The organism is Ruficoccus sp. ZRK36 (genome assembly GCF_019603315.1).
Classification (GTDB): domain Bacteria; phylum Verrucomicrobiota; class Verrucomicrobiia; order Opitutales; family Cerasicoccaceae; genus Ruficoccus.
On the sequence record NZ_CP080649.1, the window covers coordinates 2692514 to 2718195 of the forward strand.

At 54.0% G+C, this 25682-nt stretch carries 14 protein-coding genes; 10 read left to right on the forward strand and 4 right to left on the reverse strand.

The features are described from left to right. Positions 1-59 precede the first annotated feature (59 nt). The 4 genes from K0V07_RS11875 (at position 60) to K0V07_RS11890 (ending at position 9855) form a co-directional block, all read left to right on the forward strand. Entirely contained in the window at positions 60-4265 is a 4206-nt protein-coding gene (locus tag K0V07_RS11875) for a hypothetical protein (RefSeq protein ID WP_220621607.1), read from the forward strand. Positions 4266-4354: 89 nt separating this feature from the next. Then, positions 4355-5557, forward strand: a complete 1203-nt coding sequence (locus K0V07_RS11880) for a hypothetical protein (RefSeq protein ID WP_220621608.1) — start codon at positions 4355-4357, stop codon at positions 5555-5557. Positions 5558-5626: 69 nt separating this feature from the next. Next, entirely contained in the window at positions 5627-6214 is a 588-nt protein-coding gene (locus K0V07_RS11885; protein ID WP_220621609.1) for a hypothetical protein, read from the forward strand. Positions 6215-6534: 320 nt separating this feature from the next. After that, entirely contained in the window at positions 6535-9855 is a 3321-nt protein-coding gene (locus K0V07_RS11890) for a fibronectin type III domain-containing protein (RefSeq protein ID WP_220621610.1), read from the forward strand. Positions 9856-10278: 423 nt separating this feature from the next. Here the strand turns inward: K0V07_RS11890 and K0V07_RS11895 are convergent, their stop codons facing one another. Further along, the gene (locus tag K0V07_RS11895) at positions 10279-10950 is read right to left on the reverse strand and encodes a Crp/Fnr family transcriptional regulator (protein ID WP_220621611.1); all 672 of its coding nucleotides are present in this window, start codon (positions 10948-10950) and stop codon (positions 10279-10281) included. Between the two features lie 160 nt (positions 10951-11110). On the opposite strand from K0V07_RS11895, the gene hcp reads away from it, so the two are divergent. From hcp to K0V07_RS11925, 6 genes are all read left to right on the forward strand, one after another. After that, positions 11111-12742: a hydroxylamine reductase gene (gene hcp / locus K0V07_RS11900; RefSeq protein WP_220621612.1), complete on the forward strand. Its 1632-nt coding sequence runs from the start codon at positions 11111-11113 to the stop codon at positions 12740-12742. A 48-nt stretch (positions 12743-12790) separates the two neighbouring features. Beyond that, positions 12791-13045: a YecH family metal-binding protein gene (locus tag K0V07_RS11905; RefSeq protein ID WP_220621613.1), complete on the forward strand. Its 255-nt coding sequence runs from the start codon at positions 12791-12793 to the stop codon at positions 13043-13045. A 16-nt stretch (positions 13046-13061) separates the two neighbouring features. Next, entirely contained in the window at positions 13062-13250 is a 189-nt protein-coding gene (locus tag K0V07_RS11910; RefSeq protein ID WP_220621614.1) for a hypothetical protein, read from the forward strand. Between the two features lie 973 nt (positions 13251-14223). Further along, positions 14224-15450, forward strand: coding sequence for a TolC family protein (locus tag K0V07_RS11915; protein ID WP_220621615.1), 1227 nt, complete (start codon positions 14224-14226; stop codon positions 15448-15450). Positions 15451-16044: 594 nt separating this feature from the next. Next, entirely contained in the window at positions 16045-17034 is a 990-nt protein-coding gene (locus K0V07_RS11920) for an efflux RND transporter periplasmic adaptor subunit (protein ID WP_220621616.1), read from the forward strand. A gap of 20 nt (positions 17035-17054) precedes the next feature. Continuing rightward, complete coding sequence (locus tag K0V07_RS11925; protein ID WP_220621617.1) at positions 17055-20162, forward strand: CusA/CzcA family heavy metal efflux RND transporter; 3108 nt, start codon at positions 17055-17057, stop codon at positions 20160-20162. A 143-nt stretch (positions 20163-20305) separates the two neighbouring features. Here K0V07_RS11925 and K0V07_RS11930 read toward each other — a convergent pair whose 3' ends face one another. The 3 genes from K0V07_RS11930 to K0V07_RS11940 are packed head-to-tail and all read right to left on the reverse strand — an operon-like array spanning position 20306 to position 25653. Beyond that, positions 20306-22687 carry a glycoside hydrolase family 31 protein gene (locus K0V07_RS11930; protein ID WP_220621618.1) on the reverse strand — a complete coding sequence of 794 codons (2382 nt, stop codon included), beginning with the start codon at positions 22685-22687 and terminating at the stop codon, positions 20306-20308. A gap of 6 nt (positions 22688-22693) precedes the next feature. After that, complete coding sequence (locus K0V07_RS11935; RefSeq protein ID WP_220621619.1) at positions 22694-24928, reverse strand: alginate lyase family protein; 2235 nt, start codon at positions 24926-24928, stop codon at positions 22694-22696. Between the two features lie 47 nt (positions 24929-24975). Beyond that, on the reverse strand, positions 24976-25653 hold the full coding sequence (locus tag K0V07_RS11940) for a hypothetical protein (RefSeq protein ID WP_220621620.1): 678 nt from the start codon (positions 25651-25653) through the stop codon (positions 24976-24978). Between the last annotated feature and the right edge of the window lie 29 nt (positions 25654-25682).

Here is a 25682-nt window from a genome sequence, read left to right on the forward strand (position 1 = left end):
CTACCATTTTGTAGCACTTTCGATTGCGTACTGCCTTGCTGCTTGTATAAACACTAGCTGTGCCTACTGATCATAAATTTCCATGGAAGCGATTTTGGGTCCGAGCTGGTGGAAAATTTTCACTCGAAACCCAATGGGGTGATAGCGACGGCTTACTGTACGATCCAGAGATGAGATACAGTCCCAATTCTCATTTGCTTGATACAAATTTACTTACCGCTCCCAAACCAGGATGCATCGTTTTGTGTGGCGAGCCGGGTATGGGTAAAACTATTGCCATAGATGATGCAATTGCATCAACGTTTACTGATACGAGCGCACTAATTTACCACAAGTTTAGGACTATACCAGATGCTGCTGTTTTTGAAAAACGAACAGTAGAGTCACGCAAATGGCTAGAATGGAATAGTGGCAGCCATCTTCTAACGATGGTTATTGATGGTGTCGATGAGGGTTTGATTAAGATTGCAAGCTTCGTCAGCTACCTCTCTGGGTTACTAACTGATTGCCCAGTAGAGCGATTACAGCTGATCCTTGCATGTCGATCTCTGGAGTGGCCTGAAAGCGAGGGCAATGAACTTTCTGCGAATTGGACGGGATCAGAAATAAACACTGAATTAGTCGGTAAATTTGAATTATGCCCTTTGCGCAGGAAGGATGTAGTGGTCGCTACGCAAGCAATTCTCTCTCAACGCGGAGAGGAATCCGAAACAGATACATTTTTTAGGTGGGCCATCGAAAACAGACACCATGGCCTTATTTCCCGCCCATTAACGCTTAAGATGGTACTGGATGCGTACCAAAGTGGTGTGGCAGGTAGTACCTCTCGTACTGAATTTTATCTCGGTTATGCAAAGAAGCTCTGTGCAGAGATCGACGAAAGTCGTGCTACAAGTTTACGCAATCTCCCAGTTGAGCGACTAGCTGTTTCAGCAAGTATACGCTTTAGGGTCGCATCGCGTATTGCTGCCCTGATGGCTCTATGCGGGAGATCCGCTATCGCCAAAGAGGCAGTTGATGAAGATAGCAATGACCTTTTGTACTCAGAAATTGAGCAAGGAGGCGAAGTTTGCGAGGGAACAAGGTTTCCTCTCTCACGTACTCAACTCGAATCAACACTCGAAACCCCTCTATTTTGGTTAGCCGATGACTTGAGAGCACACTTCTACCATATGTCGTTTCTAGAATGTTTGGCTTCAGATTACCTTAAAAAATTACCAGTAGCCCAACTAAAGACCCTACTCACTGATGGGGATGATTACGGGGCTTACGTCCATCCGCAACTTGCTGAAGTCACCGGGTGGCTTGCGCTACAGAATAAGGAATTCTTTGATTTTATTTTGGCGAATGACCCTGAAGCTCTATTGCGAGTGGACATGCAGCATACTGATGCCTCCTACAGGTCTGCTCTTGTCGATGCAGTTTTAGCTAAAGCAGGGAAGGAACGTTTGTTTGATCGTGCAGGTTATGGACGTTTCTTGCATACTTTGAATCATGAAGGCCTGTCCGAGCAATTGCGGCCATGGATAGTCGATAAAAGTCAAAACCTCATAGTGCGCCGCATTGCACTTGAAATTGCAGAGAAATGCCATCTCGCATCATTATTTGAGGTTGTATTCAAACAGCTCCAAGACACATCCGACCAATTAACCAATTTCCTAGATTCCTCAATAAGTTACCTAGCGACATCAGAGCATTCTGAGCAAATTGAGTGCTACGTTAGAGAAGAGTTCGAAAGCATGACTAGCCACACGCTTTTTTGTCTTATACGACAGCTTTTAAAGTCAGGTCATTGGCGAATAGCGGATAGTTTGCCTTATCTAGAGAAAGTATGCTCACAGTCATCTGCCGATTACATACTTAGTCAATACATTGAATCAAATGATGTATTACCTCTATTGCGTGAAGCTGTTTTATGGGGTAACTGCTTTGATTTTCAGAATGATATGGAATGCCTTGTTACGCATGCTGTATCCGTTGCCTTAGAGCAACGAAAAGATCCCGCTGTAATAGATGCTTTAGCAAAACTTTGGGTGCATGCGACACGATATCATGCCACTCTTCATTCGAGCCGTGACGAAGAAAATGGAGACGGTTTTAGCAAAATAATCAGTGCAGATTCTGTCTTCAGGAGAAGTATGGTTCACCAGTCAATACTCTACATGAAGGATCAGGATGATGAAGAAATGAGAGTATGGTACTTCTATGACATTTGTTTGTTAGAAGATTTCTCGTTCTTGTTGGATCAGATAGCTATTACGCGTGGTCGTACACAAAGCATTTACATTGAAATCGCTAATCGTACGTATCGCCCCGAGGTGCACCATGTAAGTATAGATAAGATGCTTGAACTGGCTAAAGTATATGTTGATTTTTCCAACGCTTTTAGATGGTATCTAAGACCAATCGAACTTGAATCAGAAGAAGCTGGTAAGCATCGCGATAGCTACTATGAGCGATTGAAACGAGATCGGGATATTGCTGAGAGAAGGCAGAAGCGCGATTTAAAACCAATAGAGGAAGTATGGGACGAAGCCATCAGCTTTTTAGATCGGGACGATCCTCGATGGTGGATTCGTTCCTGTGAAAGATTATTCTATAGGGAAACTGATAACTCTTTAAGAATAGCTGACAGAGGGCATGACTTTACCACGTCTAGCGGTTGGGCTTACCTTGATCCTACCAGTAGGCAAAGGTTTATTGCAGGTGCAAGAAGGCTTATACTTGAGGCCTCAGGGGTCGAGGAGCATAAATATGGGAGTCATTACGTCTACAATAGCTGGGCATATTCTGCGTTATACTATTTTCGCCATGAAATTCTGCGAGACTCTGATCTGGCAGATGCAGTAACGAAAAAATGGATACCTGCCATGCTAGACCACTTTAGTAATGGCGATGACCATCACCTTGAGATGGTTGCCCTTGCTTACAGCTTGGCACCCCATGTTGTGTGCGAGTGGCTAGATGCAGTACTAAGCACCTCGCTCGCTTCCGAGAATACGTATGTCTTGGAACTCCGAGAACTCAAATTGATCTGGAATGAGAGCATTTCAGAACGAATCTATAATATAGTCTGCAACTCAGATTTATCTGCTAACGCTGCCTATTCATTGATCGAAATGACCTACGACTATGACGAGAGTCTTGCATTGAGAATTTGGAAGCACTGCTCTACACTTACTGACACTTCCATTTGTAGTATGGCAAATGCAGCATTTTGTTCAAAAGGCCTATTCAAATACTGGGATGAGCTATGGCCTTTGCTAGAGAGTGATCATGCTCTTGCAGAAAGTTGTTTTTACAAATTTGAATATCATGAACGCAAATCGCTCTATCAAAACTGTGAGATTGATCGAGAACGCAAGATAGCTGATTTTTATCTGTTGTTTAGACAAGTATTCCCAAAGAGCGAAGATCCTGAATTTGAGTCTGGAACTGTCCCGCCCAGAGTTAGCGTGGCAAGACTCAGGGATGACATTCCTTCAATCCTGGTTAGTTTTTCAACCGTAGAAGCCATAAAAGAGCTGGAGAGATTGGCTAACTCTGTTCCTGAGGAAGAGCGTATTTGGATGCGTTGGAAATTACACGAGGCAATTGATGCCAATAGGCGAAAAGAATGGAAGCCACCGACTGCAGAGTTCGTCCTCGATTTAGTGTCTGACACACATAAGAGATGGTTGAGGAACGAGAGTGATCTTATGTCGCTGGCTATTGAGTCATTGGTACGTTTGGAGGACAACCTCCAGAGGAGTAGTAATTCACCAAAACATGATTACTGGCTGAAGCGTAAAGGCGATGACGGAGTGGATTATTGGAAACCTGACAGAGAGACTGCCCTTGCGAGGCGTATTGCTAACTGGCTGGAAATCGATTTGCCAAAGGCATTAGGGATAACAATACAGGTAGAAGTTCAATTGCAGATTGATGAGCGAACGGACATTGAAGTTAAGGCAGTCGGTATCGGAAATAATGAGATGCGCCCCCTAGAGCTTACTATCGAGGTAAAGGGGTGCTGGCACAGTGAGGTAACGATAGCTCATAAGACTCAATTAGTAGATCGATATCTAAAAAACTCTGGGCGTACTCACGGCATCTACCTTGTTGTCTGGACTCTGTGTGATAGATGGAATGATTCACGGGGATCGGACGCATGTCGAATGGCATCTAAAACTCTGGATGAAGCGAGAGCGGAATTAAAAAGGCAGACAAGCGAGATAACGATGCCTCATGTAATTGCGCCGTTTCTGCTTGATGCGACAATTTAATGTTCTCGGTGCAACCAGTTGCAAAATGTATACCACATAAATAGAGAGAGGGTAGGAACGGGAGGAAGAGATGGAAAGGAAAGTAGAAGATGCTGCTGCCTGATGAGTTTTTACTGCCTGAAAGACATAACCTTCTTTCCGTCTTAAGGCAGGCGGGAGTTGCGCATGGTCTTCGGCCTGAGCGTTACGATAAAGCAAAGCTTTTTATTACACTGATTAACTGGTTTGGGTTTTCACGGTTCTACTCAAATGAAGAGCACAACCCATGGATTCAGCTAAAGTCTACGTTTCTAAGAAGGCTTATGGGGGGCGCTTATCCCGTTTTGATCCGTGATATGTTGGAAAGTGCAGGGGTTATAGAGGTTGACCATTCTTATCAGCAGGGCAGAAGGTCGAAGAGCTATAGGCTCTCGGAGCGATTTGCAGGGCGCAGGCTGGTTATGCCCCCTATGCCGCATGGTATGCGGGAAAGAATTAGGCAGCTTAACGCAGAATTCGAGAGGTCGAATCCTCTAAACGAAATACAACAGGCGATCAGAGATAACATACAGCGATTTTCCTTAGATAATTCAGTCTCCCTCTACCTGATGGGCTTTGACGGACACCGGTTTTCGCATCGTGAAATATGCCGTTGCTTTATTGAAGAGCGGCCATCGTTTTTTAAGGTCAGCAATAGGAGTGGCCGTTGCTTCCACGTGCTTACGAGCATGCCCAAGCAAATGAAACGGTATTTACGTATTGATAATGAGTTGGCTGTAGAGATTGACATCCCATCGGCTCAGCCCTTATTGGCTGCAACATTGTACGATGTACGTGACGTTGAGCACGTTGTCGAAAGGCGACATTATCTGTCGTTCGTCGCCTCTGGATTCTATGAAAGCCTGAGGGATGCGGCTAGGGTTGACTGGCCTAGGGATGTAGTGAAAAGGCATTGCTATAGTACAATTTTCTTCGCATCGGATTGGCCTGTTGGCGACCTATGGAATGCTTTTAGGGCGCAATTTCCTATTTTAGCTCGATTGATTGCTACTCGAATTAGAAATCACACAGGTTCAGAGGGTGGGAATTCGGGATTAGCTATCTACTTGCAGAGCATGGAATCCAGAATCGTTGTCGATACGGTTGCTGCGCAACTATACCGGGATGGCATCGTTTTTGCAACAGTTCATGATTCCATTATTTGTAAAGCTTCTGATGGAGAATGGGTACTTGAATTGATGTCTAACTCAGTTAGGCAAGCTCTTGGTGAGTGCGTTGAGCTTCCTTGGCGAATCGAGGAATTGCATGTTTAACTTTGGGAATGGTATTGGACAGACAGCTAAGGCAGGGTCTACCATGAGCAATGTTTCTATTTAGTTTCCATGGCAAAGCGAGAGCAGTTCAAGTCCTTCAATGAAATTGACCAACCTGATGGCCGCTGGAGTATCTTCGTCATCTGCAACGAGCACACAGGAGAGGAACGCCGCTACTCCCATCGAGAGCACTACGACGCAATTCAGGAGATTGAGATTAAAGACTCAGTGCCAACGGCTGTGTATCATCATTTTCTGACAGCAAAACACCTCTTGCTGTATGCGTGGCAGTGCTATCGCTTTACACCTGTTGCAAGTATGCAGGCATATAGCGCGGTTGAAATGGCCCTCAGGAAGAAATGCGAGATTGAGAACATACCGATTCCCAAGTGGAGGGGATTAAAACAGCTACTGGAATTAGCAGAAGAGAAAGGCTGGATCAGTAACCATCGGTTCCATATCTACAATCGCCAAGTGACAGAGCATTTGCGCGCAAAGTCCCAAGGAATCCGAAGCAACAGGCCAAAAGATTACTTGGGAGTCATCAAGGGAGGTATTCCTCGCATGAGAAATGCATACGCCCATGGCTCAACTTCGCTAGATAACTCTATGATTGAAGTCATCACCTGCGGAGAGATCATCAATCAGCTTTTTTAGACTCAATTGATACAAAAAAACGCTACATTTAGATTGTATCATTCTTATCAATCATAGATAAACAAAGGGATGAGGGCATTTTGGTTACATTCCCGCCACCTCCACTTTGAGAGACACTCGGATTTTTTCATTTCCGACAAACCCATCTCCTTTCGTTTTGGGAAGCTTTGATGTCGAACCCATGCATTGTGGACTTTTGGCCGCATACAAGACGGTTTGAGTGGCGGCATTAAGGGGACTAATAATGGATGATTGGCTTTTGTATTTATTGTATTCACCTGCCTACGTGGTAATTAATTATATTTACCATTGTCATTTTTATGAGTTTTCTCCGCCCCGCCATGATCTCTAAGTTCTTATCATATGTAGCTGTTACTTGGTTCTTGAGCTGTTTGTCAGTTCATGCTGAATGGGCTCGGATAAACCAGTCTCAGTTTCTGAACTCTGATCTAAACGAAATTACCCATGGTGGAGAGCAGTGGGTTGGCGTTGGTGAGCGCGGAATGATCGCTTTGTACGACGGAATCGGTTGGAATGAATTGGATCCGGTGACAGATCACGACCTGAACGCGGTTGCATACAGCGACTCCCGCTTCATAGCGGTCGGCGACAACGGATTGATTCTCCACTCTCAAGATGGCTCGACTACCCAGTGGAGTGTGGCTTCATCCAACACGCTTGAAAATCTCGTAAGCGTTCAGTATCTGAATGGCCAGTGGGTTGTCTTGGGGGATCAGGGGCAGCTAGTCACCTCTCCTGATGGTGTATCCTGGGATGTTGCATACCCTGGATCGAGCTCTTCATCCGATCGGTTTAGATGTATTACTTACTTCGATGGTGAGTATATCGCACTGTCTTCACCTAGGCTCTGGAGGTCGTCTGACTTGGTCACATGGACAGAAGACTCGGTCGATACGCATGTAAGTTATCCAATCGGAATTGAGGTATTGAATGGAAGTCTTGTTGTTTGGGGAGCTTACATGATGATCGCGAGTTCTGCGGACAGCTACCTGTGGGTTCAGGAGGTGCGGCCAGAGCAGAGTGATCATTACATCACAGATATTATCTACACAAGCGGGATGTACTTTGCCACGACATCAGATCGTTTTCAAAAAGAAAACGGGACAATTTTCTACTCTAGCGATCTGACAAGTTGGGCTAGGGCGGACGGTTCCGGGCGTCACCATATCGCGATGGATGGCAGTGTATTCTTTGCCGACGCAGGAAAGTTAGCCGAGATGTCCACGGATGGTATTCACTGGAGTGAGGGAAAGTCTGTCTGGGAGAATCATGCCGTCTTCTCCAATGGACAGTTTTACACAGTTGACAGGAGCTTTCTGTATTCCTCTCAAGACGGCATCAACTGGGCGCGATCAAGTTTGCCCGATGGTGTAAGTGGAGAGGGACTTTTTGAAGCGAATGGGGTATTTATCACTGCTTCTGACGGAAAAGTATCCAAGTCAACTAACCTCCAAAACTGGCAAACAGTATCCACGACTTACTCTAAGATCGGGAAGGACTTTTTGTATGCCTTTGGCAAGTATTACGCCATTGGTAACGATTTATTCGGCGTAAGGGTTGTACTAAAATCCACCGACGCTCTCAGTTGGTCTACGATTGGTCCAGAGTATAATCTTTCGAGTGAGGGAGGCTCTATCGCATATGGTAATGGAAGACTGGTTATTCTGGAGGATGCGATGAATGCTATGTCTATTAAAATATCCACGAACGGCCAAACTCCAACCATGTATAATCTCTTTGATCAGCCAGGTGCTTCAGGAGTCGCATTTGGTAACGGGGTTTTTGTGGCTGTTTCTGACTATGCAGATTATGAAATCAGGACATCGACCGATGGGCTCAACTGGACTGTTCGGCAGGCACCTAGTAAGTTGTTGGGAGGATTGCATGAGATCTGTTACGTGGGGGGGCGATTCATAGCCCGAGGTGACTCACAAATGCTTAGCTCTACTGATGGTGTGCAGTGGAAGACGCTATCGGTTGAGATATGGGAAGCTGACTATCAATATAGGCTCGACACACGCCAAGCCGCATATGGCAATGGCGTCTGGTTCGCGCCGGGAGGCTACGCAGTCGTCACTTCCGATTTCAACGACTATCAGGTGGTGGGATCTGTGTCAGATCAAGAGTTCGTTGAGGTTCAGTACCTTCACGGTGCCTTCTGGGCATTGGCGCAGAGAGCAGGTAATATTAGCGGCGGTACCATATGGCGGTCTACAGATGGAGCGCACTGGACTGTTGTACAGCGTACTCTGTTCTACCCCAGCCAGCTTATTGGTTACGGAGAGGGGGTCTTTGTTATTGATGACACTTTTGGTAACGTGGCTTTCTCTGTGGATTCGCTTGATTGGGTGACATACGATTCTGAGCTGTCCCGAACTCGGACGCTCGCAGTAGTTGGAAATACTATGTACGCTGGCCAACAACGCGGCCTGTACAAATCTGTGGACGGCGTCTCTTGGAGCCGGATTGAGGCAATCCCAGACGATGATGTTCTGCTCATCGTGACTTCGCCCCTCGGCATCACTCTTGTTTTGGATGACGACTACAGAACAAGTATCTATCATTCCAATGATGGTACTGTCTGGACGCTAGCCTACTATTCGGGTCCAACAGGCGATCTCGATCTGGTCGATTTGCTATATGATGGATCCAAGCTGGTCGCATGCAATCGTTCAGGCTACATTTTGCAATCCAGCGACGGTGTTACGTGGGTTCAGCAAGCTACCCCATCGAATATCCCGATGGCCCGTTCCACCGTGACGGACAATCTGATTTATACGCTGCATGATAACGGTATTTACGTATCAACTAAGGATGTACCTTACCTGTTTGGATTAATGCCGACAGTGGGAAAAATCTCCTCTGTTGCACATGGCAATGGGGTGAGCGTAGCAGTTGGTGTCGATGGGGGCATATACAGGCAAGTGCGCGAGCCAGTCAGTAACGCACCCGCGAGTATCACCGTATCGAATGTTGGCGCCCGATATCTCGAGGTGTCATGGTCCGATCCTCAAGAGGCCCCAGCGGGCTATGTCCTTTTTTACAAAAAGAAAGATGCGGAGGAGTGGAAGCAGCATTCCTACCTTTCTGGGGACACCGATTCAGTGGTCATCGAAGGGCTTGAGCCAGCGGAAGAGTATCAGTTTCGCATGCGTAGAATTGCATATGATGCGACACTGTCCTTTGTAGACATGGTTGGCCCTTTTCCGCAGACGCTGACTTCTCGACAGGAATGGCGCCGGGGTTACTTCAATGGTATCGAAAATTCGGGCGATGGGGCTGATAACAATGATTTCGATAACGACGGACTGGAGAACATCGTTGAGTATGCTTTCGGAACCAATCCATGCATGGCGAATGTACTTCCAATTGAGTATGGGGTCGGTCCTAGTACCTCGATGTCGAACTACAACCGAATCACAGTTAAGTATCCGACAGATTCTCTACGCACGGACATTAAACGATCCCTGCAGTACTCCAAGGACCTAATCAATTGGTCTAGCTCAGGCTTCAGCTGGGTGGGTACAGAGCCGCTCGACGACACTACGAGTTTAGTCACGTCTTCGTTAACCACTAACAGTGAATGTGTATACATTCGATTTTCAGTAACCGATAATTGATAGTGTTTGAGCTGAAGGTGTCGACCGCATCGTTAAATACCCAAAAAAACGTCGGTTTGGCAGGTGCATCAGCCTGTGTCAGGGGTGAGGACTGGGGCAGTGCCCGAGCAGTATGTCCACAGTACGAAACTACGTGTGCGATTCAATGACCTTAACTGAGTCTTGGTCCGAAAAAATAGATTCGCGGGGTGCTGTTAATGAATGAGTTAAGCAGGCGGAGTGAAATCCCGCCTCCTTCACTTTTTATTTGTCCTAAATGGCTAATATTACGCAATTTGCGTAAACGGCTGGTGTCCGTGTGGATGGATATGCCTTTCACGGGTTTCAAGTCGCTAAGCATTGGTAGCCTATCCAGAAAGGATATTGTTAACATCCCCGCCGCTTTATCCAGAGTAGGTGCCGAGCCCTTTGCAGTCACCGCTTTTAATCGGCCAGGCGGATAAGTTCATCTCGGTCGAGAATACTGATGTCTTTGCCGTTCATCTGGATGATACCGGCCTCAGTGAGGCGGGCGAAGACGCGCGAAAGCGTTTCCGGGGAGGTGCCGAGGAGGTTGGCCAACTGTCCTTTGGGCAGGCGCAGCGTCACCCGCTCGGGATGCTTCTGGTTTTCCGTCAGATAGATCAGATGGGAGGCCAGGCGGGCAGGAACCTCCTTTAGCGCGAGGCTTTCGATCTGCTTGGTGAAGCGGCGCAGCTTCTGCGCGAGATTTGCCAGCATATTCAGAGAGAGAGTGGGGTGGCGGGAAATCGTCTCTGCCAGCTCCGCCCGTGGGAAATAGAGCAAACGCGAAGTCTGGGTCGCGCTGGCCGAGGCCGGGTACGGAGCTCCATGAAAGACCGGAACCTCCGCGAAGGACTCCACCGGTCCGCACACATGCAGGATGATTTCTTTTCCCTCGGCGTTGCTTTTGAAGATTTTCACCTGACCCTGCGCCACGAGGTAAAAACCCTGCGCGGGTGTTCCCTCGACGAAGATCAATTCACCGCGGGCCACCTTCTTCTCCGAGCAGATTCCGGCCAACGAGGAGATATCCTGCTCGCCCAGCCCTTGGAACAAGCTGCACTGGGAAATAATGGCTTCGTATTCACTCATGATCGTTCGGGAAAAGCTGTGGGGACAGTAGAGGGGGTACTTGGGGCGAGACGATGGAATTTTTCTGAAAAAAGGATCGGTTTTTGACCTGCGTCAAGGAACTCCAAGGCGGGTTTTGCTAAAATCGTGGAAAATCGACCACGCGAACTCGGGAAATAGTATGTTTTGTAATCAGTGTGAACAGACCGCCCACGGCATTGCCTGCGACATCGCCGGTGTATGCGGGAAGAACGAAGACGTCGCAGCCCTACAGGACGCGCTCATCCACGCGCTGCAGGGGCTGTCCTACTGGGCACGGGAAGCGCATCGTCTCGACCTGCGCGACGAGCAGATAGATATTCTCGTCCTGAAGGGCGTTTTCACGACCCTGACCAATGTTGACTTCGATCCGGCGCGGCTTTCGGAGCTGATTCGCGAGGTGGTCGCCCGTCGTGAGGCACTGGCCGCACGCGTGGCGGCACACGGCGGAGGCGTCCCGGTCGGTAGCGATTGCCTGGCCTTTGCCCCGGCGGTGGACGACGACGCACTGGTCGATCAGGGAAAAGCGCTCAACCTGATCGAGAGCCTCGACGTTGACCCCGACATCCGCTCGCTCAAACAAATCCTGCTCTACGGGATCAAGGGCATCTGCGCTTACGCCGAGCACGCCAGCAAGTTTGGCCAGTCTGATCCCGTCGTGATCGACTTCATCCACGAGGCCCTGATCGCGCTGGATACAGATGGCGTCTCTCTGGAGGATGGCGTGGCGCTCGCGCTCAAATGTGGTGAGGTCAACCTGCGGGCGATGGAGCTGCTCGACGCGGGTAATACCGGTCACTACGGGCACCCGGTCCCGACACAGGTGCCGCTGGGCCACCGCAAAAACAAGTGCATTCTCATCAGTGGCCACGACCTGAAGAATCTCGAAACGCTCCTGCAGCAGACCGAGGGCAAGGGGATCGACGTGTACACCCACGGCGAGATGCTTCCCTGCCACGGCTACCCGGAACTGAGGAAGTACCCGCACTTTTACGGCCACTACGGGACTGCCTGGCAGAACCAGCGGCTGGAGCTTCCGGCCTTTCCGGGGCCGGTGCTTTTCACGACGAACTGCATCCAGCGCCCCGCCAGCACCTACGCCCAGCGCGTCTTCACCACCGGGCTAGTTGGCTGGCCCGGTGCTCAGCACGTGCCCGAGGACGACTTCTCCGTAGTCGTAGAGATGGCTCTGGAGATGGACGGTTTTACCGACTACTGCGACAAGGGAAGCGTCACCACAGGCTTTGCCCGTAACGCCGTGCTCGGCGTCGCCGATCAGGTCATTGACGCGGTCAAGGCCGGGGCGATCAAGCACTTCTTCCTCGTCGGCGGCTGCGATGGTTCCCGCCCGGGGCGCAACTATTACACCGAGTTCGTCAAGCAGACCCCGAAGGACTCGGTCGTGCTGACCCTGGCCTGCGGTAAATTCCGCTTCTTTAATCAGGACCTGGGCACCATAGGCGGCATTCCGCGCCTGTTGGACATCGGCCAGTGCAACGACGCTTACTCGGCCATCCAGATCGCCGTTGCGCTGAGCGAGGCCTTTGACTGTGGCGTGAACGAGCTGCCGCTGTCGATGATCCTGTCCTGGTACGAGCAGAAGGCCGTTTCTATCCTGCTGACGCTGCTTTATCTGGGGATCAAAAACATTCGCCTGGGGCCGACGCTGCCCGCCTTTATCACGCCCAATGTCCTGAACTATCTGGTCGATGCCTATCAGATCCAGCCAATTACGACACCGGAAGCGGATCTTCAGGCGATCCTCGCCTTGTAAATGTTAGTATCCATAAATAACGACAGTAACCCTTATTCATAACTAATCATGTCCGATCCTATTCAAGAAGAAATCCACGGCCACGCCGTGCTGCAAATGATGAGCGAATCCGAGCGCACCTTCTCCAGGGAGAGCTTGATCGAAACGATTCTAAACACCTTTGGCGAGCAGGCCCGCTTCTACATCTGCTCAGGTGGGGGGATGGACGCCGAGGAACTGGTCGATGCGCTGATCGCCAAGCGGAAGTTCCAGGGGCCGGCGGACGCCTTCCAGTTCAATCCACAGGCGATGTGCGATCACTAGCCCACCTGTTACGGATATGAAATCGCTTCCCATAGCTACCGCTGCCGAGCCTGCACGCCTCGGTTTCTGGCAGCTCGTCGCCGAAGGCGAGCCCTACCGCCTGCTTTTTGCCGTAGGGACGCTACTGGGGGTGTTTGGCGTGTTCACGCTGCTCGCGGCATTGCGCTGCCTTTGCGAAGCGCACGGCATTCAGTGGATCTACTAGTACCCCTGAAAGTCCGACTTGTGCTATAAGCTCCTGAGTGCGCGCAGCGGGCCGCCACGATCGCTGTACAGAAACTGCCGCTGTGTTTCGCTCGGTCCCGACTTTGTCATGGATAATACAAGGCGGCACCAGCTTCTGGGATAGCGTTTTCACAAGTATGGATATACCCAGTGGTGGCTCATGGGCATGCGTATGCCTTGGGCGTCGGACAGATGCCCCGGGTGTTATATCGGCTTACGCGACATTACCGAGCCGGGAGGAAATCTCCGTTTTGAAGCGCGTTGGTATGTGAACGGAGATCTGCCATGCATGTTCTTCGGGATCGGGGAGGGGAGGGATCGTTTTATCACTGATCTGCTGCCAGCTCTGTGAGTCTTATCCGGAAACAACTTGACAGGTGCGAGCAGTTACTTCCCATTACGCACCGTTGAGCCGATGTCGCTAAGGAATATCATCAGTACAGGACTTGTTTGCCTCATCGCCATAAACGGTATGGCCGATGCGATGGGCACGTTACTGATGTGTCTGCATACGCAGGACACTGCAGCCGCACCGGTCGTTAGTTACGACGGAAACTGCTGCCATGAGGTGAGCAATTCCCGGTCGCCCGAGTGCGGCGACTGTACGGATGTACGGCTACAGAGTATCGATGCTCAGGTGATCCGGATGAGTGATCCCGTGATGCCTCATCTGGCTGCCACCTGTGCTGATACTCTCCCCGTCGCCCCCCCGGAGCTGAAGGGGGTGGAGTCTCGCGGTCCGAATCCCGCCCGAGCTCCTCCAGCGATGCATACGTGCCGGATGGTCGCACAGACCGTCGTGCTGCGCATTTGATCCTGATCCCTGTTGTTGGGCGCTTTCCACGGTGGAGAGCGCATCGATGCATGCCTTATCGCAAGGCTGTGCATGCCCTCAACTGGCATCAGGATTTTTCATGCACTTATATTCCTATCTTTCAACGTACACACTCATATTGGGCGTCTCAGCTGGGACGCTACCCGCCGAGCCCACCTCGGCGGTGGAGACAATAACTCTTCAAACCGCGCTTCACCGCGCTATCCCGAATGACCCACGCCTCGGGCTGAACTCGGCTTTGGCGGATGCGGCCGACGGGCAAATCGAACAGGCGGACCTGCCTCCAAACCCGGTTGTTGGTGCGGAGGTGGAGAACTTTCTCGGCACCGGCCCCATTACGGGTGTTCAGGGCCTGGAGGTTACGCTCGGGTTCAGTCAGGTTATCGAGACTGCCGACAAGCAAGCCCGTCGCACCGCATTGGCGCGGCGCGAGAGGGATATCGTCGATTGGCAGCGCGAGGTGGCACTCTCGGAGCTTGAGGCTGAGGTCCGAGCAAGTTTCACCGAAATATTGCTCGCTCAGGAATCCGTCGAACTTCGTCAGGAGCAGCTTGAACTGGCTGAGCAGAGCGAGCGTGAGACGGCACGATTAGTGGAGGCCGCTCGGTCTTCGCAGGTAGAGCTCTCACGGGCAGTCCTCGCTGTGCGCCAGCAGCGCTATGCCCTGGAGCAGGCCCTGAGGTATCTGAGCGTGGCCAAGGCAAACCTGGTCATGTTATGGGGACCGCAGGCAGAAGCCGACTTCGATGTCGAGGGGACGATCCGCCTGGAGCCAGATGTTCCTGCTTTTTCCGACTTGGTGGCCAGCCTGACCAACACCGTCCATCTGGGGCAGTATGAGGCGCTCCGCAGTAGCCGCGAAGCCGCTCTGGAATTGGAGAAGGCGCAAGCAGTTCCCGACTTCGAAGTCTTTGCAGGCGGTCGCTACTTCAACGAGGATAACGGTAATTTCGGCTTTGTTGCCGGGATTGAAGTCCCTTGGCCGCTCTTCGACAGGAACCAGGGGAACATCCGTACGGCGCGGGCACAAGTGCGTGCCGTCGAATACGAGCGCGAGGCGCTGCGTCGCGAGCTGCTCATCCGGCTCAACCGTGCCTACCAGGCGCTGACGAGTGCGCACGCCGAGGCGATGTCCGTCCAAGAGCAGTTGATGCCGGGAGCCGAGCAGGCTCTGGCGGATATATCCGCAGGCTACGAGCGTGGCCAGTACACGCAGCTGGATGTGCTCAGTAGCCGCGAAACGCTCTTCGAAGTCCGTGAAGCCTATCTGGGTGCGCTTCAGCGCTACACCGCTGCCCAGATTGAGATCCAGACGCTCACGCGCCCTGTCAACGGCCGGCCATAAAATACACCGTTTATAAACACATTCAAAACACTTACCATTATGTATATATTTAAAATCAAATCAGTCTCTGAAAACTCAGCACGCGCCTTGACCTATGCTGTCGTCCTGGCAGCAGCGTCGCCACTGGTAAACGCGAACACAGAACCCACCAGCGACGGGAAATGCCCCGATCAACCGGTCATCACCCAGACACATGGCAAGCACTACTCCCATGCCAGAAATGGCCGCCGTCATGGGGTGGGATTTTTGGGGACTACGCAATCTGAGGTTAAGGCCGAATCAAGCCCCTCACAAGCGTCTCCAGCGTCGCCGAAAAGCACAGAAGGCTGCGTTTCTAGCGCGGATAAGGAGCTCACGAAGGCGGCGAATGAGACTGACGAAAAACGCTGTGAGGTAAAAACGCAGGGGCATGGCCGCCACTACTCCGGAGGTAAGAAGGGACGTCGCCATGGCACACCGGCCTTTGGGGCGAAAGTCAGCCATGATAAATGCGGAGACAACACGTCTGCCGACGGCTCCCCGGCTCCTACTGCCCCTGTGTCAGACAGCGAAACAACCTCCAACCAGTAGCTTAAAATGAACGTTGTAAATAAAATGCGACCCACACTATTTCTCGCTACGCTGTTGGGGCTGTCCCAGGCGACGCTCGCGTATTCAGATACGGATACGCATGACCACGGTGATCACTCCGGACATAGCCATGCCGATGAAGGCTCCCCCGCCGACGGGCATGGCGACGAGGACGAGCATCACGACCACGAGGAGGGCGTCGTGGTGCTCTCGCCGGAGGTGCTGGAGGAGTTCGGCATCGAGCTGGCGCAGGCCGGGCCGGGCACCTTGCACGAGGAAGTGATTCTCCCCGGCGAGATTCAGTTCAATCGTGAACATGTCGCCTACGTGACGCCCCGCTATGCCAGCACCGTACTGGAGATCAAGGCACGGCTTGCGGACCCGGTTAAGCAGGGGCAGGTCCTGGCCATGCTGGAAAGCACGGACACGCTTCGACCCTTTGAGATCACGGCACCCTTTGACGGTGTCATTACGGCCTATGAGATTACGCAGGGTGAAACGGTGGAGGCGGGCGCCCCTCTGTTTACCGTGGCTGATCTGTCCACACTCTGGGCGGACCTGCGTATTTACCAGCGCGATCTCGGTAAGGTCACCCGAGGGCAGCCGGTACTCATAACCGGCGGGCATGAGGGCGGTGAGTTTCGCGGCACGGTTGGGTACATCGCTCCGGTTATCGACGAGCACACCCGTACCGGGCTGGTCCGGGTCGTGGTAGAAAATGCGGAGGGACTCTGGAAGCCCGGTCAGTTCATCAAGGGAAGCGTCACGGTTGGTAATCACCATGCGGACATCGTGATCCCGCGCACAGCGGTCCTCGACTACGAGGGCCAGACGGTCGTGTTTGTGCAGACGGACGATGGCTTCGAGCCGCGTCCGATTGTACTCGGACACGGTGATGCCGATTCGCTGGCCGTCGAAAGCGGCCTGGAGCCGGGAGAGACTTACGTCGCACAAAACCCGATTTCGCTGAAGGCGGAACTGGGCAAAGGCTCATTCGGCGGACACCAGCACTAACCCCCAGCGCAGCAAATACCATGTTACAGAAACTCATTGATTGCGCCCTGCGCAACAAGCTCGTGGTGGTGCTCCTGACGCTCGCCGTGATGGCGAGCGGCTACTGGAGCTACAAGCAGTTGCCCGTGGACGCATTTCCGGATGTCTCTCCGGCGCTCGTACAGGTCTTTACGGTGACATCCGGGCTCGGCCCTGAAGAGGTTGAGAAGTTCGTCACTTTTCCCGTGGAGGCCTCGATGAGCGGCCTGCCCGACGTGGAGGAAATTCGCTCGGTCTCGAACTTCGGACTGTCCGTGGTGAGTGTCTACTTTAAGGACGGCACGGACATCTACCACGCCCGCCAACTGGTGGGTGAGCGTTTGTCTGAGGCACGCGAGGCGATCCACGATGGCTTTGGAGAGCCACAGATGGGGCCTATCTCAACCGGGCAGGGGCTGGTGCTCTATTACAACCTCATCGATACCACTGGGCAGTACAGTCTGGAGGAACTACGCAGCATTCAGGACTGGGTGGTGAAGTACAACCTCCAGACTGTTCCTGGTGTGACTGAGGTGCTCGGCATTGGCGGGCAGGTCAAGCAGTTCCAGGTCAATGTCGACCCTGACGCTCTGCTGCGCTACAATCTGAGCCTGGGCGAGGTCATCGAGCGCATCAAGGCGAACAACCAGAACGTCGGCGGGCAGTTCATCGAGCACAACGGCGAGATGTTTATCGTCCGCTCGGAGGGGCTGGTCGGAGACCAGAGAGATCTGGAGCGCATCGTGATCACGCACGAGGACGGCACTCCGGTATACCTGGAAGATGTCGCCACGGTAGACATCGGCGGCGAGATCCGGCAGGGCATGCAGACCCGCAACGGGGAGGGCGAGGTGGTCTCCGGCATGGTGATCAAGCTCTACGGCTCAAATTCTTCCACGGTGATCGAAGCGGTGGAAAAGAAACTGGCGGAGATTGAGAAGGCTTTACCCGAGGGCGTGATCATCGACGCGTACTATCAGCAGAAAACGCTCGTGCAGGCCGCTGTCGGCACTGTCACCCGTGCGCTGCTTCAGGGGATCGGGCTGGTGGTGCTGGTCCTGCTGGTCTTCATCGGTGGCTTCAGGCCCAGTCTGGTGGTGGCGATTTCGATCCCGTTCTCGGTTTTGTTCGCGGCCATCGCGATGTACTACTTTGGCATCTCCGCCAACCTCATGTCGCTGGGCGGGCTCGCAATCGCTATCGGCATGATGGTGGACGGGACCATCGTCATGGTCGAGAATTCCGACCGTCTCCTGCGGCAGGCGGATGCGCGCGAATCCAAGTTTCGCGTGATCGCGCGCGCCTGCCGGGAGGTGGCGCAGCCGATCACCTTTGCGATCCTGATTGTCGTGCTGGTCTTTATCCCGCTGTTCACGCTTCAGGGGGTGGAGGGCAAGATGTTTCGCCCGCTGGCTTATACCGTGGCGCTGGCCATGTTTGGGTCGCTCATCTACGCGCTGATCGGGGCACCGGTTTACTCCGCTCTGCTGATGCGTAAGCCCCGCCGGAAAAAGGATGCTGCCCACGGGGAGAGCAGGGATATCTGGATCGTCCGCGCATTAGTATCCGTTTATCGCCCGATCGTGGGACTGTTCGTGCGTGTGCGCGTCTTGGCGGTTATGCTTTCGGTGCTGCTGCTCGCGCTGGGTGCGTGGATATTCCCCAGGCTGGGGTCGGAGTTCACGCCGCGTCTGATGGAGGGCGACATCATTGCCAATCTCACGATGGCGCCCTCGGTCTCGCTGGGGGAGACCATGCGCAACAGCCTGATTGCGGAGAAGCGTCTGCTGACGGTTCCCGAGATCGAGCAAGCCGTCTCGCGCATCGGTCGAGGTGAGGTCGGCGCCCATGCCGACCCGATCAACACCGTGCACATGATGGTCGTACTCAAACCCAAGGATCAATGGCGGGCGGGCTTTACCCAAATCGACGTAGAAAACGCCATGCGCGAAGCGCTGGAGGGCATGCCGGGCGTGCAGGTCAATATCACCCAGCCCATCCAGCTCTCCGTGGACGAGCTCATCGGTGGCTCAAAAGCCCAGCTCGCGATCAAGCTTTTCGGGGCGGACCTGGATGTGCTCAAGGTCAAGGGCGAGGAAATCGCCGACGTGGTCAACGGCATTGAAGGCGCCGCCGACGTGCAGACCGGCCAGGTTATTGGCTCCCCACAGATCGTTATCCGGCCCGACCGCGAGGCCATCGCCCGGCATGGACTCAATCTCTCTGAAGTGCAGGAGCTGATCGAGGCCGCCGTCGGTGGCGTCGAGGCTGGGCAGATCTACGAGGGCGTCCAGCGCTACGATATCTACGTGCGCTATCAGGAGCAGGCACGTGATTCGCTGGAAGATTTGAGCCATCTGATCGTGCGAACCTCAGAGGGTACACTGATCCCACTGGACGAAGTAGCCACGATCGATGAAATCGTAGGGCCTCGACAGATCGTCCGCGAGAACAACCAGCGTTATCTGGAAATCCAGGCCAATGTCGTGGGCCGCGACATCGGAGGTTTCGTGGCCGAGGCACAGACCGCCATCGAGGCGCAGGTCGAGCTCCCCTCGGGATACCTGGTGTCGTGGGGCGGCCAATACGAGCTCCAGCAGGAGGCGAACAAGCGCCTGGCAGTCGTCGTGCCGGTCACGCTCGCCCTCATCATGTTGTTGATCTACATGTCATTCGGGTCGGTAAAGAACACAGCGCTTATCCTGCTAAATATCCCGCTGGCTCTGGTCGGCGGCGTGGCCGGACTCTGGCTGGCGGGGGAGAATCTCTCTGTGCCGTCCAGTATCGGTTTCATCGCGCTGTTTGGCATCGCCCTGGGTAACGGGATGGTGCTAATGACTTACCTGAACCAGCTTGTCCGTGAAGGCAAAAACGTGGACGACGCCAGTATCGAAGGAGCCTGCCTGCGCGTGCGCCCGGTGCTGATGACCGCAGGGACGACGCTGCTGGGGCTGCTGCCGCTGCTACTGGCTACCGGAACGGGAAGCGAGGTGCAGCGGCCGCTGGCGCTGGTCGTCATTGGCGGCTTGCTATCCTCCACTGTGCTGACGCTGCTGGTCATTCCAGCACTGTATAAGTGGTTTGCCATTAACCCGAGGCTGGAGGCCTGAGCCATGTAGTACAATCAAAGCCTACATAGAGCCTAGCTGCCGGGATGAGGTGGCGCTCGCCCTGCACCGTATCGAGGGACTGACCGGGACGAGCTTCTCCGAAGTACTCGGTTTTTGGCGCGGCAAGGTGGAGGACCGTCATTCTAAACCGAGGCTCCGCAAAATGGAGTGGGGGAAGGTGTCCCTCGAACTCCCTTCATGGTGTGCTGCCACAACTTGGAAAAGTCGTTTTCACCTGCCTCGACCGATGCGCCGTTCACGCGAATTTCATCAAAGGCACCCACGAAGGAGAATGCCGGAACAATTTTCCCGTATCTGTCGATTGGCTGTGCCCACTCGACCTCTATGCGCTTTTCACTTATCCGCACGTGGATGTCCATGGTCGAAATGACTCCGTCCTGGTACGACAGGCTGTCTCCGTCGTCAGCGGTGTAATGGTAAGAAAATTCTCGCTCAGTGCCGGGGCGCCCGACGATGAGGAAATTAACATGGAGCAGGTCTGTGGCATTCGCGGAGGGCTCATCCTGCCGCAGCGGGATTATTGATCCTTCTCTGAAAAACACCCCGCTTGTTTCGGCATTTTCAGTATACTGCAGCGGGCTTCCTCCCGTCGTCCACTCGTCCTCGAAGGGCTGATACCAATCCTGCCCAGCGGGTAGGGGGATGCGGCGTTTGGTTTCGTCTTCGGACAGGCAGGGGGCGTGCAGAATGGAAGGCCCGACCATGAAGGCGTCGTCAACATAGCTCAGGTCAAGCTCATCGCTGCTGTTAAAATCATAGAACAAGGGGCGCATGATGGCGTCACCCCATTCCTGTTGAGCGATGAACTGCTGATAGAGATAGGGCATCAGCAGGTAGCGCAGGCGAATAAAGGCACGGCAAATCTCCAGCGTCTTCTGGTCAAAGGCCCAGGGCTCTTGTTTTATGCTGTTGAGGACAGAGTGGTTCCTGAAGAATGGAGTGAGAAAGGCGGCCTTGAACCACGCCCGAAGCAGTTCCGGGCATGTGTCTCCATCGAAGCCTCCGACATCAGCTCCGTTGAAAGGAATGCCGCTCAGGCTGAGGTTGAGGCAGGTGGGGATCATCATCCGAAGGTAGTGGAAGTTCGCTACATTATCGCCTGTCCACACCGCCGCGTATTTGCCCCCAGAGAGAAAGTTGGACCGGGTGAGCAGGAATATTCTCTTCTCGGGGTGCGCGCGCTCAAATCCCTCCCGCGTTGCGCGGGCCATGCCGAGGGCGTACTGGTTGTGGTACGTTTCGTGCGGGTGCTCACCATCCGCACCAAAGCGCATATCGTAGGGATTACTTTTCCCCGCCGCCGGGTCGTTCATGTCCAGCCAGGCGCCGACGAATCCCTGTCGTGCGAATGTCTCGGCCTGGTCGGCCCACCACTGGCGGACTTCCTCGCGGGAAAAATCCGGAAACACGGTCAGCCCCGGCCAGACCAACCCGACGAACTCTGTCCCCTCCGGGTTCTTGCAAAAGGCATTCTGAGCATGCCCAGTCTGATAGACATCGTAGTCAGGGTCCATCTTCACGCCGGGGTCAATGATGGGGACGACAGGGTGCCCAGCCTTACTCAGTGCCATGACCTCCTCTGCGAAGTCCGGGTTCTCTGCGGGGTCGGCGGTGAAGACGCGGAAACCGTCCATGTAGTCAATGTCCAGCCATAGCCCGTCAACCGGGATGTCATGCTGCTCAAAGTCCTCTCTGAGCGCCTGAAGCTGGCTCACCGAGCGGTAACCCCACCGCGACTGTTGGTAGCCCAGAGCCCACAGGGGCGGCCGCGGAGTCGTGCCCACCATTTGCTGGAACTGTCTTGTCAGTGCCGCCAGGGTAGGAGCCGCCAGGATGAACAAATCAGGCTGGCCGCTCTCGGCTCCGATCAGGATGGCATCTTCATCTCCCGTGCATACTTGGGTGAAGCTTTCGATCTTCAGCCGGGCAGCAATGGATAGAAAGGTGGCCTGCGGGTTATTATAAAGCAGGCCGACCCAGCCAGCTGGCGTCTGGATGATCAGGTAGGGTACCGAAACGTAGTACGGGTCGGGCCGACCTGCCACGATCTGCTCAAGCGGGAAATCGGCGAATACATCGGTGTTCCAGAATTTCGTGCGAAGGCCTGTGTGCTCGAATCCCGTGACTTTTGACCCCGCCCCGTAGTAGCGGTACTCCTGCTGATGGCAGAAGCGGAACATCGATGCGGTGCCACATTTACCAAACGTACGCTGAGGCAAAGACTGGAGCAGTGTCTGCCCATCGGTGTTGCTCAGGTGTATCGCGCCCTCAGGGGTGATTTCAAGTTGGTAAGGTTGACCGTCCTCGACGGCTTCCGGATTCAGCTCTGCCTGAGAGTAGTTTTCATCCCAGGACGCACCGCGAACGGTCAGCCGGAATATGCCCGGACGGCAGGTGTTCACCTCCACCGGTCGTGTCTCACCTGCGAATTGGAAATGCGCCTTAGGCTCGTAGCCGCTGGCGAACTGGAAGTTTTGGCTGAATGGGTATTTGTTAAAGTACATAGTATACTAGTGAAGGTCGAAGGTGATGGATCCGCCTGGAGTGATGGGTTGACGGCTGTTGTCCTCGGAGATCAGGACAATATCCTGCGCTCCCTTGGCGTTTTGGAGCTCATAGCTGACTCCGTCTGCTGACTTTGTCCGGACGAAGTAAACAGTGCTGGTGCTCGATAGCGTGTAAGTCGTCTCGCCGAGGCTAAAGCTCACCGCGCCGTCCGCTCCGGCCCACTCGGAGCCGTCGTCAGCACGGCCTTGTATCCCCAGCAGAGTGTTTATCTGGAGTTCCGGAAGGGCCTCGGGCGACCACTTCTGCGGAGTTTGCCCATCAGGTGAGAGCATGAGCTGCCAGGACTTTTCTCCTGCCTCCAGGTTCCACTTGCCGGGAGCCTTTGCGCTAGCGTTGAGAGTCGGGTGGCCCTGCATGACGGGCATGAGGATGTTGACAAAGCTGGCGGGAGCTTCGGCCTCTTTTGCATAGATGATGGTATGCAGCGGGTGCCGCTTGAACGTCCGCCATCCGAGCACGGGGTCCGTTTGACCGGACACGCTGGAAACCTCTAGTGCGCTGCTCTCAAGCGGGTACAACTCGATGCCTCGCCCCTCGCTGTCATGGGCCGAGACGGCCAGCGTTTCGGCATCGATCTCCGTCGGTGCGTCGAAGTGGAAGAGAGCTTCGTAGCGGTGATGGCCACTCCCTAGTAGACGGTCCCAGACCACAAACAGAGCCGGCTCCAGGTACAGTACGCTGCGGACATGGCGAATGCTCTTGTCCAGCTCGCCCTCGTACCCGATCGGCCAATAGTTGCGCCGCTCATAAACGGCCTGCTGATAGCCGGCGTCATAGACACCCTCGGCCAGCACAAACCCAGGGGTGGCACACCATCGGTTTTCGACTTTGGTCTGCGATCCGCTCGCATGCTGTTGCTTGCCATCGACGAGTAGGGTGTTGTGGGCTGCAGTGCCGAGCGCGTAGCTGCGCCACTCGGAGCTGTCGTAGATACAGTGGCCCGCCTCCGTGAGCAGCTCCCGCCCGCCTACTGACAGTATCAAGCCGAGACGGTCCTGGTGGAAGTGCTCGATGCCGGGAGGGCCAGCATCGAACCACAGCGTAAAGTCATCGGGGCTCCATCCACTGCGAAAGATCGCGTAGCCGGCATCCGGGAGCCAATCGCAAAGGGCGGGAGCTTGCCCTTGATCTCCTCCCGACACCACATAGGAAATTTCCGGGTCGTCCCACAGATCGAGGGATGAGCGCAGCGTGCTTTTTGTATTGAGCGGCAGACCGTCGTTAAACATCGGGACATTACCGGCCTGGTCCATCATGGCCCGCTCATAGGCGTACATGCTCCGCAGACCCTGCTCAAAGTACGCGCTGGGGCTTGTCCCGGCCGTTTTCAGTAGGTCCAGCGCCCGACGGAAGCGGGAGATCGTCACGTCGTGGTACCAGGGGCTCAGCTCTTTCTGCGAGCCATCAGCGTTGACCTGACGGCTCATCTCTTTCTCCAGTCTAGCCAGAGCCTGCTCCCGGTATGCCGGAGAGGCCTTCCACTCCGGGAACAGCATGGCAAGCGTCAGCAGGCCGAGCGCTTCATTCGCGACCCAGTTCCCCGTCCTGCGGGGGCCGGCCTTGAGCACGCCTGCCAGGTACTCGGCATGCTCCATCGCGGACTTGACGAAAGTATAGTTTGTGTCCGGCGTGAACGCTTCCGCATCTATGAAGCTGACGTAGGCGTAGGGCCACGTGTCGTCCATGCGTATGGCGGCTTCGAGTGAGCGCCATATCAGGGCAGCCTGTTCGGGGGAGTCCTTGGTGGCATCTTGTGCCATCCAGCTTTGCATCTGCTCGACCCAGGCCTGCGTGTAGCGCTCATCTCCCGTGAGCAGGTAGGCATCGGCCAGCGGGCGCCAGAAGGGCATGCGGTTGATGTAGTATTCGAACTCGCGGGTGTATACAGGTGACTCGGTCGGGACGGGATTCGCAGTCCAGTTGATAGTCTCTCCGAAGTCGATATAGAGCGGGTCTTCGCGGTACTCTGGTGGGATAATCCCCTGCACCGGAATACGCCCCTCGACGATGGCGTCAGCGATAGCGACCGGATTTTGCTCAATCCTGGTCTCGTGGAAATGGTTTCTGAAGAGTTCCTGCCACTGCGAGTCTGTGAAGTCCCGGCGATAATCCAGGTAGAGCGCCTTGGCAGTCTCTGTGTCGTCCGCAGCAAGCGCCTCCTGCACAGGCTCGAGCATGGGCGAGGCATCCCATCTGATCCTGGCCCAGAAATCCTCCTCAGAGATCAGCGCTCTTTTTTTTTTCCGAGTACTGGAGTGAGCGGTGTCTGAGGGGCAGCCTCTTCAAACGTTACATGGCTCCAGCAGACGGTGCCCTGAGTCTGGGCACTGGTTAGCTGTATGTTGACCAGACGTGTCTGTGGCGGAAACTCAACCACTGCGTCGATCTGTGTCCATTCTTCGGGCAGCTGGGTGGTTTCGATTTGAGCCGGTGGGCCGACGCTCAGCTCCACTTTGTTTCCCAGGCCGATATACAGGTGTTGCCCGAGTTTGGCATCCTGCCCATCAGCGTTTTTGCACAAAACACGTATGACCAGGCCGGGGGTGTCCGGCTTTACGGCCATACCGGGTTCGGTCTTGATCCAGGCGCTTATCCGGTAGCGTTTGCCTTCTTGTACGGCTATGGCCTCTGTCGATGAGAATGCATAGCGCGCAAAAGACGCCGAACTCATCGCGACACTGGGCCGATTTTCCGGCCCGTCATGGCTGATCGAGTACTCGCACTTGCTCTGCGCAGAGCTGGATGGGACGAATAGGTACCAGCCATCCCGGCCCTTCTCGAAAGAGCCATTGTGGAGGAGTTGCTCGCTGCCATAGCCAGCGCTGCATGTGAAGGTTGCTGCTGCCAGCAGCAAACTCGTCCACGTGCGTTTGCATAAAACCTGAATCGAAAACGAAGCCATAGAAAACCGGGTGTGCGTGAATACCGTGG